The 13,871-nt window shown below is 63.8% G+C and carries 9 protein-coding genes and 1 pseudogene; 2 read left to right on the top strand and 8 right to left on the bottom strand.

Translation table 11 applies throughout. The features are described 5' to 3' along the window. Positions 1–5: 5 nt before the first annotated feature. On the bottom strand, positions 6–170 hold the full coding sequence (locus IVB50_RS32365; RefSeq protein WP_162847272.1) for a hypothetical protein: 165 nt from the start codon (positions 168–170) through the stop codon (positions 6–8). Positions 171–436: 266 nt separating this feature from the next. On the opposite strand from IVB50_RS32365, the pseudogene IVB50_RS32360 reads away from it, so the two are divergent. Beyond that, positions 437–2,457, top strand: a pseudogene (locus IVB50_RS32360) (YgiQ family radical SAM protein). Positions 2,458–3,117: 660 nt separating this feature from the next. Here IVB50_RS32360 and IVB50_RS32355 read toward each other — a convergent pair. From IVB50_RS32355 to IVB50_RS32330, 6 genes are all read right to left on the bottom strand, one after another. Continuing rightward, positions 3,118–3,663 (bottom strand): hypothetical protein, encoded by a 546-nt coding sequence (locus tag IVB50_RS32355; protein WP_018453052.1) that lies wholly within the window; start codon positions 3,661–3,663, stop codon positions 3,118–3,120. A 76-nt stretch (positions 3,664–3,739) separates the two neighbouring features. Then, positions 3,740–4,648 carry an alpha/beta fold hydrolase gene (locus tag IVB50_RS32350; protein ID WP_157642887.1) on the bottom strand — a complete coding sequence of 303 codons (909 nt, stop codon included), beginning with the start codon at positions 4,646–4,648 and terminating at the stop codon, positions 3,740–3,742. 215 nt (positions 4,649–4,863) lie between these two features. Beyond that, a complete protein-coding gene (locus tag IVB50_RS32345; RefSeq protein ID WP_346283333.1) occupies positions 4,864–7,902 on the bottom strand; it encodes an efflux RND transporter permease subunit in 3,039 nt (1,012 codons plus the stop codon). Beyond that, positions 7,899–9,014 (bottom strand): efflux RND transporter periplasmic adaptor subunit, encoded by a 1,116-nt coding sequence (locus IVB50_RS32340; RefSeq protein ID WP_247376290.1) that lies wholly within the window; start codon positions 9,012–9,014, stop codon positions 7,899–7,901. Before IVB50_RS32340 ends, IVB50_RS32345 begins: the two co-directional genes overlap by 4 nt. A 61-nt stretch (positions 9,015–9,075) precedes the next feature. Beyond that, a complete protein-coding gene (locus IVB50_RS32335; RefSeq protein WP_018453047.1) occupies positions 9,076–10,158 on the bottom strand; it encodes a hypothetical protein in 1,083 nt (360 codons plus the stop codon). 273 nt (positions 10,159–10,431) lie between these two features. Then, on the bottom strand, positions 10,432–10,941 hold the full coding sequence (locus IVB50_RS32330; RefSeq protein ID WP_018453046.1) for a DUF2867 domain-containing protein: 510 nt from the start codon (positions 10,939–10,941) through the stop codon (positions 10,432–10,434). 273 nt (positions 10,942–11,214) lie between these two features. On the opposite strand from IVB50_RS32330, the gene IVB50_RS32325 reads away from it, so the two are divergent. Continuing rightward, complete coding sequence (locus IVB50_RS32325) at positions 11,215–12,237, top strand: LLM class flavin-dependent oxidoreductase (protein WP_018453045.1); 1,023 nt, start codon at positions 11,215–11,217, stop codon at positions 12,235–12,237. Between the two features lie 45 nt (positions 12,238–12,282). On the opposite strand, the gene IVB50_RS32320 is transcribed toward IVB50_RS32325, so the two are convergent. Next, positions 12,283–13,863, bottom strand: a complete 1,581-nt coding sequence (locus IVB50_RS32320) for a hypothetical protein (protein ID WP_018453044.1) — start codon at positions 13,861–13,863, stop codon at positions 12,283–12,285. Between the last annotated feature and the right edge of the window lie 8 nt (positions 13,864–13,871).

Here is a 13,871-nt window from a genome sequence, read left to right as displayed (position 1 = left end):
CGCTGCTACCGCGCATTTTTCGTGCCGGGCCTGTCCAGAAAATCCAGCGCGGTGTTGATCTGTTCGAGCTGGTGTTCGATTTTGTCGCGGTCCTCGGCCGTGGGCGCCTTCTCGAGCTGCTCAACCAGCTTCTGCTTTCGGAGCAGCAAGTTCTCTATGACTGTACTCACGGCTCCCCCATCCGCCAGGGGCGAACATCGAGGCAATATTACACCCCGGAGGCGAGCGCGCGCCAGCCGGGCCCAGCGCAACCCTGCATCAGAATGTTCGCGAGGGCAGTTGGTTCCTGCGCGTGACCCGAGAAGGTGCAGACAGCTGATGGCGGCGCTCGCGAACGGTTAACGCGGTCGCACGCCCGGGCTGCCGGTCGCGGAACCGGATCTTTCACCTGCCCGTCGGTTGTATTCGGAGGCCCGGAGTCCTATGCGTATGCGCCATGGACATCCAGATCATCGCCGCCGAAAAACCCCTGATGGCGCAGGCACGCCCGCACAAGCCGGCGCCGTTCCTGCCGATGAGTCGCGCCGAGATGGATGCGCTCGGCTGGGACGCTTGCGACATCGTGCTGGTGACGGGCGATGCCTATGTCGACCATCCCAGCTTCGGCATGGCCATCATCGGCCGGCTGCTGGAGGCGCAGGGCTTTCGGGTCGGCATCATCTCGCAGCCGGACTGGCATTCGGCCGAGCCGTTCAAGGCATTGGGCAAGCCAAAAGTCTTCTTCGGCGTCACCGGCGGCAACATGGATTCGATGGTGAACCGCTACACCGCGGATCGTCGCCTGCGCCATGACGATGCCTATACCGCGGGCGGCGAAGGTGGCAAGCGGCCGGACCGCTGCACCGTCGTCTACGCGCAGCGTTGCCGCAGGCGTTCAAGGGCGTCCCGGTCGTACTCGGCGGCATCGAGGCCTCGCTGCGCCGGATCGCGCATTACGATTACTGGTCCGACAAGGTGCGCCGCTCGGTGCTGGCCGACGCCAAGGCGGACCTGCTGCTCTACGGCAATGCCGAGCGCGCCGTCGTCGAAGTGGCCAATCGTCTCGCCGCCGGCGAGGCGCCGCGCGAGCTCGACGACATCAGGGGCGTCGCGCTGTTCCGCCGCGTGCCCGACGATTACACCGAGCTGCACGCCGACGATATCGACTCCGCCGATGAGGGCGCTTCGCGCACGAAAGGCTTGACCGTGATCCGGCTGCCCGCTTTGGAGCAGGTCGAGCAGGACAAGGAAGCCTATGCGCGCGCGTCACGCGTGCTGCACCGGGAGAGCAATCCCGGCAATGCGCGGCCGCTGGTGCAGCGCCACGGCGATCGCGATCTCTGGCTCAACCCGCCGCCGATTCCGCTGACCAGCGAGGAGATGGACGCCGTCTACGATCTTCCTTACGCGCGCGCCCCGCATCCGTCCTACGTTGACGCGAAGATCCCGGCGTGGGACATGATCAAGTTCTCGGTGACGATCATGCGCGGCTGTTTTGGCGGCTGCACCTTCTGCTCGATCACCGAGCACGAGGGCCGCATCATCCAGAACCGGTCCGAGGGCTCGATCCTGCGCGAGATCGAGAAGATCCGCGACAAGACGCCGGGCTTCACCGGCGTGATCTCGGACATCGGCGGTCCCACCGCCAACATGTACCGGATGGCGTGCAAGGACCCGAAGGTCGAGGCCGCGTGCCGGCGGCCGTCCTGCGTCTTCCCCGAGATCTGCCCGAATCTCAACACCTCGCATGACGATCTGATCCGGCTCTATCGCAAGGTGCGCGAGACCAAGGGCATCAAGAAGGTGATGGTCGCCTCCGGCGTGCGCTACGACCTCGCGGTCGAGAGCCCCGAATACATCAAGGAGCTCGTCACCCATCACGTCGGCGGTTATCTCAAGATCGCGCCCGAACATACCGAGCGCGGGCCGCTCGACAAGATGATGAAGCCCGGCATCGGCGCCTACAACCAGTTCAAGCGGATGTTCGATGCCGCGGCCGAACAGGCCGGCAAGAAATACTATTTGATCCCGTATTTCATCGCGGCACATCCGGGCACGACCGACGAGGACATGATGAACCTGGCGCTATGGCTGAAGAAGAACCGCTACCGCGCGGATCAGGTGCAGACCTTCCTGCCCTCGCCGATGGCGACCGCGACGGCGATGTACCACACCGGCGTCAACCCACTGCGCGGCGTGCGGCGCGGTGGCAGCGACAAGGTCGAGGCGATCAAGGGCCTGCGCCAGCGTCGCTTGCACAAGGCGTTCCTGCGCTACCATGACCCCGACAATTGGCCGGTGCTGCGTGAAGCCCTGAAAGAGATGGGCCGCGCCGATCTGATCGGTTCGCGCCCCGACCAGCTGGTCCCCGCGCACCAGCCGCCCGGCACCGGCAAGGCCGCCGGCACGCGGCGGCCGGTTCGTCCAGACGGCAAGACGCAGCGGTTCACGACCAAGAATTTGCGGGTGATGAAGTAGCGGGCGAGCCGGATCAGGTCCGGTTCAGCTTCGCATTGTCGCCCTCAAAACAAAAACCTCGAAAACAACCCCATGCACAGTAGCCGGCATGAGCGGGATCAATGACTTAGGCGATTGCCGAATCCGTTGAATCCGCGGGGTGAGATAACGGAAAAACCGAAATTATGTTTTGACGAAATATTGACTCGTCGGGCAAAACAGGCGCAAGATGCCATTGTCGCGGCACGCGTGGCAGGGCGAGCCCCAACCGCTACTCCGTATCGATATCCTCGAGCTTCACACCGCGTCCCGCGCGGAGGCTCGAAGCAACCGTCCTCCGACTTGAATCCATTCAACACAGCAGGCGTCGATGCGCGCCCGGATGCGCTGGGGAGCGTAGTCGTAAACCCGATAGCTCGCGGGGTAGCCGGTGTCCGCTCTGTCCGCGAAACCGGACATAGCCAGTCCCGCCTTGTGAGTCAGCTAGGGGCCAACAGCGGTCATGACAGTGCTCTCTTAAAGGGGGGCGATCGCAGAGTACGGTGACTTCGCGTCGCTCCGCTCGGGATCCCTGGTCCCTCCGAAGCACAGGAGGAAATTGGACAGTAATCGCGGCGGCCTGGTAGTAGCGGTGATAGTCTCCGGCAGACCTCGGTGGAGAGCGCGGTCGAGCCGCATGCGCTACTCTCGTTTGTTCTCGCCAAGTGCATCCCCCAGACGCTCGAGTTCTAACGTGAAGCAGAACAGCGCGAACAGCGTAATCACCATCAACACCCCACGTCGGGCCATCAAGACCACGTCGGTATCGGGGCCGAGTTCGGGAAGGTGGCGAAACAGCACGATCGAGAACACAGCGCTGCCGAAGATGAAGTTCAGCCGGCCTAGGAACAGGAAGAGGTGGCTCAGGGACAGCCGTCCGCCTTTGAACGGGATCGCCACCTTCAAGAGGCGGTACCAGTAAGCCGCCTGCATAAGCATGAGAACAGCAAGGGTCAGATTGTCGTCATAGGGCGTATTGGCCGGCTGCTGACCAGGCGCGAGCACTAGCTCCCGGAAGGCCGGCAGGCCCTTCCATACGATGAAATCCGATCCGAACAATTGGACCGCCATCAAGAGCAGGTAGGTGAGCACACCGCGCCCCGCGGAAGAATGGGAAATCGGCTCTGCCAGGGGCTCAGGGATTTCCTCAGCTATGGAATCGGATGGTGTTTCTCCGCGCTTGATCAAGGGCGCCTTCCAACTGATTGGGTTTCGATTTCGGCCGATGCCTTCCGAATGAGCAATGCGAGTCCACTCCACCGTATCATCGCAGCGCGGCTCCCTGGCGCCTCGAGACGCCGCCCGTACCCTGCTGCTCGCCGACAAGGCGTGCCTGGATCATACTCATGACGGTCGTCACGTCGTCGAACGCTCGCGAATGAGCGCGTCCATGCAAGCGGGTCAAATCGAATAGCTCGACGCCTTCCCGCCGAAATTCAGCGGCATACGGCTCTTGGTCCGGATCGATGCCGCCGAGGCGGATTGCGCCTCCATGGAGAGACTTCGATAGCTTCAATGGGGCATCGTCCCGCGACACGAACAATGCGAAGCGTGGCCGTACCGCTCCCATGTCGTGCAATTGCGTACGGAAACTGTCGGCGTCTACGTCGGGCGCAACGAACAGCACGTTCTTGATCTTGGCCCCAATGCGGCCAGCTATCGCTCGCGCGCGCAAGGTTTCGAACGTGAGATAGCACCCCATCGAGTGACACAGGACGGTCACTTCCTTGACGTTCGGAGTAGCGGCGATCGCATCGAGCACTTGCGAAAATGCATCTCGAGACTGCGCCGCGCTCTCCGCATCCTCCTTGTAGGCTTCCAGGCTGACGGACCCCCGCGACGGCCAGGAGAACAGGACGGGAGCCCCCGGCGCTCCGGAATCATGAACGATCTGGGCGAACCGGTACACGGCTTCATCGAACCTGTTGTTGAAGCCATGGACGAATACAAGGACTCTTCCACGTGCTCGCGGCTTCTTTGCGGCCGCCGCCAGCGCAGCGCCAAATGCCGGTTTTTCGGCCGCTTCGGCCGAGACCGTCACGAAGTTTAGTCGTGGATCCCCGGGCGAGGAAGTCGGCCACTGAACCTGACCGACAGTGCGCGATGCGTCCGGCGGGATGGAAACGGCGATGGAGGCGTAGTTCACCTGGTCCGCCCGTTCGCTGTCGAACATCGCTGCATTTCCGGCAGCCGTTCGGTTGCGCGTCGTTGCCACCAGCAGCGGGACGACCGACACGCCTTCCGCTTCGACCTGTCCGACGGGTAGCAGCGTGTCCAGAGGCACGCGGCTGCAGGCGCAGCAGCACAGCGCCAAGACGATGAGGCCGAGGGTTGACCGGCAGATCTTCCCGGTTTCGCCATGGCTGAGGGGCGCGCGCCACAAGGGAGTCAGGCTCCTTTAGCCGAGCGGAACAGCAGAAAGTATCCTGCCGGCACGAAGAAGAGTGTCAGGACGGATGCGACGGCTAGTCCCGACATCATGAGCACCGCCATGGGCTGCCACAACGCGCCGCCGGCCAGTGCCATCGGTGCGAGCCCGAGCACCGTGGTGGCGGACGTCAGGAGGATCGGACGAAGCCGTTTTTCCGACGCAGCGACGAGGGCTTTCCGCAGCGGGAGCGTCTCGCGCTCGATGTCGATCTGATCGATCAGCACGATGGCGTTGTTGATGATGATCCCCGACAGGCTGATGATGCCCAGCGTGCCGAAGAACGAGAGCGGTTGTCCCGTCGCCAACAGCCCGAACGGAATGCCAATCAGGATCAGCGGTATGCTGACGAAGGTCAGGAGCGTACGACGGAAGGAGTTGAATTGCAGGATGATCGCCAGCACCATCACGGCGAGCGCGACGGGAAAGCCGGCGGCCAGCTTCTGGTTCGTCTCGGCGCTTTTCTGGATCTCGCCCCCCACGGTCACGTGATAGCCGCCGGTCATGTCCATCTCGTCGAGCCGGGGCTGGATCGATTCCAGTAGCTGCCCGGCCGTCAGGGAGGTGCTGCGGGCCGTGACCGTGATCGTCCGTTCCTGGTTCTTGCGGCGGATCCGCGCGAAGTCGAACCCGGGCTTCAGCCTGGCGACCTGCGCCAGCGAGATAAGCCCGCCGTTCTTCGCGAAGGTGGCGCTGGTGAGGCCTTCCAGGCTCTGCGAGGTGTAGGCGCCGGCGCGCAGTACGATGGGGATGGCGTTGTCGCCTTCGCGGTATATCGAGACCGCGGTGCCGCTGAAGTAGGTGTTCAGCAGTCGGGTCACTTCCTCCGAGGTCACCCCGAGCTGGCGGGCACGGTCCTGGTCGATCTCGACGACCACCTTGACGATCTTGTTGCCCCAATCGTCGTCGTTCTCGCGCACGTCCGGAGCCGCCTGCAGCAGGGATCGGACCCGTTCGCTGAAGCCAAGCAGCCGGTCCCCATCGGACCCCGAGATCTCGAGCTCCACGACGCCGGATTCCACCGCGCCCATGGCCAGCCGCTTGATTTTGAAGCTTGCCTCCGGATGGTTGGCGTAGAGATACTTCCAGGCGCGATCGGCCGCACGCACCGCGCCTTGATAGTCCGTGGCATTGACCAGGAAGAAAGCGGACGCCGGGTCCGGAGGGACGGGGGTCAAGGTGAGGTAGAACCTCGGGCCGCCATCTCCGACGTACAGGATCTGGCTGGAGATTTCAGGGTTGGCCGTTTTGTCGCCCAGCCATCGCTCGATCTCGCGCGCGCGAGCTTCGGTCTGCGAGATGTCGGTCCCGTCAGGCATGTTCATGTAGACCAGAAACTGGCTCCGTTCGCTGAGCGGAAACATCTCCTTTGGAATGCGTGGGAATTGTGTAAGCGCGATCACGACCAGCGCGACGCAACCGGCGAGGACGATGGGCGAGAAGCGCAAGGCCCGGCCGAGCGCGGTGGCATAGAGCCGCTGCAGCCGTGAGGGCGCGGCATCCTCCGTTCCGGAGCCGGCTCGCCGGCCGATGAGCCACACGGTCAAAGCGGGAAGGATGTACAGCGCCGTGATCCAGGATCCCCCAAGCGTGAGCGCCACCACGGCCGCGAGCGAGAACGCATACTCGCCGGACGCTCCGGACAGCAGCATGAGCGGCAAGAACGCCGCTATCGTAGTGATCGAAAAGATCAGGAGCGGCAGCGCATACTGTGCTCCGGACGCCAATCCGGCCTCCTCGGGAGGCACTCCGCGGCCGATCCGGCTCACGATGTCCTCGACGATCACGACGCCATTGTCGACCAGCAGACCGAGCGCGATGATGATCGCCGCGATCGAGACCTGCTCAAGCGCGATCCCAAGAGCCCGCATCCCGATCAACGAGAACATCACGGCGAACGGCACGATCATCGCGGCGATGGTGCCCGCCCGCAGGCCCAAGAAGACCACCACCAGCACGGCCACCACGACGAAGGTCTGGGCCACGCTGGAGAGGGCCGAATTGACGGAGGCGCTGACCTGATCGGCCTGGTAGGTGGGGAAGGAGAGGGCGAAGCCGATCGGGAGCCGCTGCTCAAATTCGCGTGCCGCCGTACGGAGCTTGACACCGATCTGGGTGACATCCTGGTCCGGCTGCATGATCACGCTGAGGACTACAGCAGGACGGCCGTTGAAATAGATCGGCTTAACCTTTGGAGAGACGTAATCCCGGCGGACAGTGACGATGTCAGCGAGCCGGACCAGGCTGTCGGTGCTGCCCACACGGGTCAGCATGGTCTCGATCGCCCGCACGTTCGGGAAATCTCCGGAGGTCTCCAGCAGGAGGCGCGTGCCGTCCGCGTTGATGTTGCCGGACGGCAGCACCACGTTCTGCCCCTGTAGGTCCTTGATCAAAGCGTTCACCTGAACGCCGATCGCGGCCAACTTCCGGGTATCGAGTTCGAGCCAGACCCGTTCGTCCTGTACGCCGTGAAGCTCGACCTTGGAGATGCCGGCGATCTGGTACAGCTTCTTCCGGAAATCCTCGGCCGCATCCTTCAGCTCGCGCGGCGAAAAGCCTTCGCCCGTGATGGCGATGGTGGCGATCGCAACGTCGCCGAAGTCGCTGTTGACAAAGGGTCCAACGACGCCGTCGGGCAGTTCGACCTTAGCATCGGCCATCTTGTCGCGAAGCCGCTGCCAGGTGGCAGTGACGTTCGCGACCTCGTCCTTCAAGTCGACATAGATCGTCAGGGATCCTTCGCCCGCAAGCGTCCTGATGTCCTTGACCTCGGCGAGCTCGCGTACTTTTCGTTCGATGGGAATCGCGACTAGATTTTCCATCCGCTCGGGGGCCATGCCCGGGAAGAGGGCCGACACGACCGCAGTCCGGATGACGATCACGGGGTCTTCGCGCTTCGGGAAGTTCGGATAGAGCCCGATCCCGGCGATCAGAAGCCCGATCATGGCCATGATCGTGAATCGAGACCGTGCAAGTCCGAATCGGGTGAGGAGATTCACGGCGCGGCGTCCTCCAAGGGAAGCAGCTTCACCTTCTGTCCGTCGGCGAGGTACGACACCCCGGCCGAGGCCAGGATATCGCCTGGCTTGACGCCCTCCACGACGACCAGGCGATTGTCCCGGATCCCGCCGACGGTGATGGTGCGTTTCTTCACAGTCGAACTTGCCTCGTCGTAACCAAACACGGTCCCGGTATTCTGCAGCACCCTTCCGCCGTCGGGCACAAGCACGCTGAGCGGGACGAGGAAGCCGCTGCGACCCACGACCAAGGGCTCTTCGATCGTGACCTCGACCGACATGCCGGCGTTCAGACCCGGGGCGGTGTTCTCGAGCCGGACGACAACCGGGAAGGCCGACACTTGCTCCGCCTTCGACCCGAGCTCCTTGATCTCGCCCTTGAGCGGCAGGTCAGGCTTGTCGGCGACCTTGACCGCAATCTTGGCTCCAACCTTTAGATTCTGGAAAGTCGCGGCCGGGACCAGAAAGGACATCTCGAAGCTGTCGTCGCTGTAGAGCGTGGCCACCGGCTGCCCCGCAGCGACTTGCGCAAACGATTTGACTTCGACCCGGGAGATGGTCCCGGCGAAGGGGGCCAGCAGCTTGCTCCGGTCCAGGTTTTGGTTGGCCAATTCGAGTTGGCGCCGTGCCTGGTCAACTTGGGCCCTGGAGCTGAGCAGGGTGGCGTTCGACTGTTCGAAAGCCGCTTGGGTGGAGACGCCCCGCTTCAGGAGCTCTTCCTTGCGCTGGAAGTCCGACTGAGCGTTGTCGAGCTGCGCCTGCGCCTGCTGCACACCGGCGCTGGCCTGGTCCACCTGGCTCTGCAGCGATCTCGGGTCGATTTCGGCGAGGACGTCCCCGAGTTGCACCTTCTGGCCGACGGTGAGGCCAACGGTCTTCAACTGCCCGCCGATCTCGAACGAGAGGCTGCTGACGTCGGCCGGCTGCAGCACGCTCGGAAAGCGCCGAACACGGCTTTCGGCTGTCGCAGCGACCTTGTAGGCGCGCAGACCGCGGACAGGCTGTTCGTTCGCTTCCTTCTTCTTCTCTCCACAGCCCTGCAGGCCGACGACAAGGAGGCCCAAAGCGGTGAATCGCGCGAGATGTCGGATCATCGGGCATTCCTCGAGTCCTGCCGAATTCGACCGTTCGGAGCGGCCGCGTAGTTCCGGCAAATCACGGCACCACCGCGAAAAACAGAAACGCGGCGAAGATGACCAGGTGGACGACGCCCTGCAGCACCGTGGTGCGCCCGGTCCCGAGCGTGATTACGCTCAACAGCAGCGTGAGCATCAGCAGGCCCAAATCCTTTATGTCCAACCCGAGTTCGAGCCGATAACCCATCGCGATCGAGACCGCGGCGACCGCGGGGATCGTCAGCCCGATGGTCGCAAGCGCCGAGCCCAGGGCCAGGTTGAGACTGGTCTGCAGCCGGTCGCTTTGGGCCGCCTTCACGGCCGCCACCGCCTCGGGAAGAAGAACGAGCGCGGCGATGATCGTGCCGACGACTGCCTTGGGCACCTGAAGATAATCGATGGCGCTCTCCACGCTGGGGGTCAGGACCTTTGCAAGGCCCACGACGGCCACAAGGGAGACGACGAGGAGAGCGGCACTCAGACCGGTCGTTCTGTTGTCCGGAGGAGGCGAATGCTCGTCCGCCGTGGCACCCTTCGCGGCCAGGAAATAGTCACGGTGCCTGATCGTCTGAACGAAAACGAACGCCAGGTACAGAACCAAGGACGCAAGCGCGGCGAACACCAGCTGCGAGGTGTTGTACAGCGGGCCGAGTTCTTGCGCCGCAAGGTTCGGAAGCACCATCGTGAGGCTGGTGAGAGCGACGAGCACGGCGAGAGCGGCGCCGGCGCCTTGCGCCTGGAAACCCTGTTCACGGTGCCGGACGCCGCCCCACAGCAGGCAGGCCCCCACGATGCCGTTGCAGACGATCATGACCGCCGCGAAGACCGTGTCCCGGGCCAGTCCGGCTTTCTCGGCAGGCGCTGCGATCATCACCGAGACGATGAGCGCCGTCTCGATCACGGTCACCGCTAACGCGAGGATCAGGGTGCCGAACGGCTCGCCGACGCGGTGAGCGACCACCTCGGCGTGGTATACGGCGGCGAAGACCGTGCCGAACAGGGCCGCGCCGGCGGCTGCGTATACAATTCCGCCGCCGCCGAGAACCAGGCTGAGCAACAAGATGGCCCAGGCGAGAGCCGGCCAAATCCACGTCCAGCGCGCTGTCGTACCCACCACACCCATGTCGATCCCCCGGTTCTTGATCGCGTCTCAGGCGCGATTCTCATCCCGACGGCCGGCGCCAAGTACTGTGATGGGCCGGCCTCTTGTGACCTCCCATCATACGCGGGAACCTCCAATGATTGAAAGACATCCGGAAACAGCCAGGGGTTTTCCTCGCGGCTTAGGTCCGCTTCGGGTCACAAGCGGTCCTCGACAGATTGCGCGGCAAGTCAGCTGAGGGGCCAGAAGCCGACTCGTTGGTCGACCGCAGCCGGTCACGACCACCAAGCCTGCTCAATTCTTCATTGCTCTTGCCGCCTGTTCCAAACTGGCCGGAACGATCACGCGATGAAACGGTGCTATCGTAGCAAGATAGATGCGCCCCAGTCGGTTATGGCAATGCACCACGGTACCCGCGACCAGCTCGCGCCCATTTGCTGCATCGGCGCGAAGTTGAATGGTGACGCGGAAGTCGAGATGCCGGTCATCCGCACCCACGACCAACTCCGTCGCACTCTTTGACAGCACCGGGAAGAAGCCGATAACCGGCCCACGCGCCGCCGCGGCAAGACCGACGGCGCGCGACGATTTGACCGCGACTGCCGCCATCACCACATCGCGGACACGCGTGAGCGCACGAATCCACCACGCCTGTCGCTCGAGCGCGGCGCGTGCCAGCACCTCTACATCATCGCTGGCGCCCGCCGGCAGTTGAATTGCAAAGGCGTCCAAAAGGTCCGCGCCCGCGTAAAGCGGCGCAAGCACGCTGTTGCTGGGCATCGGCACGGCGCGCGCTTTTGTCATGGGATCAGGTACCGCATGCCGGGGAGGGGCGTAGCGCAGCCGGCGTTGCAGAGGATCTTGCCGCCGCCGTCCTTTTATATCCACGCGCTCTGCAACGCAACAATCCTGCGGCGCACATGTCTCAGTTAGGCCAAAAGGCCAGCTGGCAGCGATGTCTGCTTCGGTCCGCTTCCCCCTCGAGGAGCGGCACTTACCCATACGCGCTTCCCAGGTCGTCATCTTTCCTCCGGCCGAAGTGTCGCAAACTCCTCCCGTCCTCCATATGTTGCCTCCATGAAAAAGATCGGATTCCTCTCCTTCGGGCACTGGACGCCCTCGCCGCAATCGCAGACCCGCTCGGCTGCGGACACGCTGCTGCAATCCATCGAGCTTGCGGTTGCGGCGGAAGAGCTCGGCGCCGATGGCGCCTATTTCCGCGTGCACCATTTCGCGCGCCAGCTCGCCTCGCCCTTTCCGCTGCTGGCCGCGGTCGGCGCCAGGACCAGCAAGGTCGAGATCGGCACGGCCGTGATCGACATGCGCTACGAGAACCCGCTGTATATGGCGGAGGACGCAGGCTCTGCCGATCTCATCGCCGGCGGGCGCCTCCAGCTCGGCATCAGCCGCGGCTCGCCCGAGCAGGTGATCGATGGCTGGCGCTATTTCGGCTACGGGCCGGCCGACGGCGAGAGCGACGCCGACATGGGCCGGCGTCATGCCGAGGTCTTTCTCGACATCTTGCGCGGCGAAGGTTTTGCAAAACCCAACCCGCAGCCGATGTTCCCAAATCCACCGGGGCTGTTGCGGCTCGAACCGCATGCGGAAGGTCTGCGCGAGAGGATCTGGTGGGGTGCCGGCTCGAACGCCACGGCGGTCTGGGCCGCCAGGCACGGCATGAATCTGCAGAGCTCGACGCTCAAGAACGACGAGACCGGCGAAGCCTTCCACGTGCAGCAGGCCGCGCAAATCCGTACCTATCGCGCAGCCTGGAAAGAGGCCGGCCACCCCCGCGAGCCGCGCGTCTCCGTCAGCCGCAGCATCTTCGCGCTGATCGACGATCGCGACCGCGCCTATTTCGGCGGCGAGCGCGGCAGCGAGGACCAGGTCGGCTTCATCGACCCGCGCACCCGCGCGATCTTCGGCCGCTCCTATGCGGCGGAGCCTGATGTGCTGATCGAGCAGCTCCGAACGGACGAGGCGATCGCCGAGGCGGACACGTTGCTGTTGACGATTCCGAACCAGCTCGGCGTCGACTATTGCGCGCACGCCATCGAGGCGATCCTCACGCATGTGGCGCCTGCGCTGGGGTGGCGGTGACGCCTGGACTGCCGCACAATTTTTAAAGGTTACGGCTTTTAAAGGCTACGTCGCGGGCTGGTAGTGTGCCAGCCGCTCCGGATCGGCATCCGGAACGGAGACCGTCTGCGCCCTGATCTGGCTGCCGATGACCAGTCCGGTGAGCGAGAGCATGAGCCCCAGCGCCAGCGGCGCGAACAAGGCCTCTTCCTGAAACAATCCATTCAGCAGCACGACCATGACGCCGAAGCCCGCGAGCCCCTGCGTCAGATATCCGGAGAACGCATAAAGACGCCAGGCCTTCAGCGCCACCGCGAAATGAAACGCCAGCGGAACGAGGGCGGCGATGCCCATCTGGTACAGCAGGACCCCGATCGCACTCTCGACGGCGCCGTTGGTCGTTCCGGCGGCCTGCGCGGCGCTCCAGTCGATCGAGAAATAATCGTCCGACAGATTTCCGCCGACGCCCAGGCCGCGGCCAAACGGCTTTTCGAGAAATCCGTTCAAGCCGCCCATGAGGCCGAGGACGTGATAGTCGCCGATCTGCAAGCCGACGCGGATCGCGACAATTGCAAACACGATCAAGGCCACGAAGCCGAGCCATAGCGTCACCACGGCGCCGAGCAGACGGGTCGATATCCAGGCCGTGGCGACGAACACCACCACGATGAGCGCTCCCTTCACGCTGCAAACGATCAGCAGCGGCAACGCCACGAGGGCCAGAACCGGACGCCCTACCGAAAACAGGAAAAGCCCGAAAAACGCGATCCCGTACGCGAAGCTGATCGGGTGCATATTCGGCCCGTGGATGCGGAGGATCTTCGACACGCCGAACCCTTCGAGCAGGGGCGTATTGAGAAAGTCGAAGCTGAAGCGATCCTTCAGATCGACCGGCACGTTGCCGGTGGCGCGCATCTCGGCTTCCCAAGCGCCGGAGCGGGCCGCCTTGAGCTCGTCGAAACCCCAGAACGTGTAGCCGTTGGTGACGGCCAGCCAGAAATCCCGAAACGCAAACTCGACGTATCCGCACAGGATCAGAATGACTCCAAGCGTCACCAGGAACGGCGTGGCGCGAACCTCATAGGTCGCGGCCGTCAGCAGCGAGAGCTGAAACAGGAACAGCGGCAGCACGATGTTGCGCAGATAGACCGTTGCCGCCTGGCCGTCCTGGACGAAGCCGATCGCGAAATACAACGACACCACGGCGAGGGTCACGACGCCCCAGCGCATGATCTGATTGACCTCAGTCGACCGGTTCCTTTGGCCGGCGACGTAGAGCCCAAATGTCGTCAGCCACATCACGGAGCAGACGAGAAAATTATAGCCTTTGATGAAGTCCAGGTCGGACGGCGCCGAAATCAGCGGCGACAGGATCGAGACGAACAGGTTCTGGAAGAACAGGACGAAGATCGCGATCGCCGGCGCGTAGGTTGGAGCCGCAACCACGATGGCGATGGCGACGAGAACTTCGACGGTCAGGGACAGGACCGGGCTCGCCCCGTGCAGGACCGGCACAAAGCCGATGGTTGCGATGGCGATGCAGAGCGTCGGGATCAGCTCGCGCCAAGGCGAACGTGAAGGCGAACGCGAAGGCTCGGGACAGCCCGCCTGCACGGCTTGAAGATGCGGTGAGGTCCCGCCACTCATGACTCGTC

The organism is Bradyrhizobium sp. 87, assembly GCF_023073015.1.
Taxonomy (GTDB): Bacteria; Pseudomonadota; Alphaproteobacteria; order Rhizobiales; family Xanthobacteraceae; genus Bradyrhizobium; species Bradyrhizobium canariense_D.
Note: the sequence above shows the minus strand (reverse complement) of the source record. Positions and strands in the feature narration are given on the sequence as shown.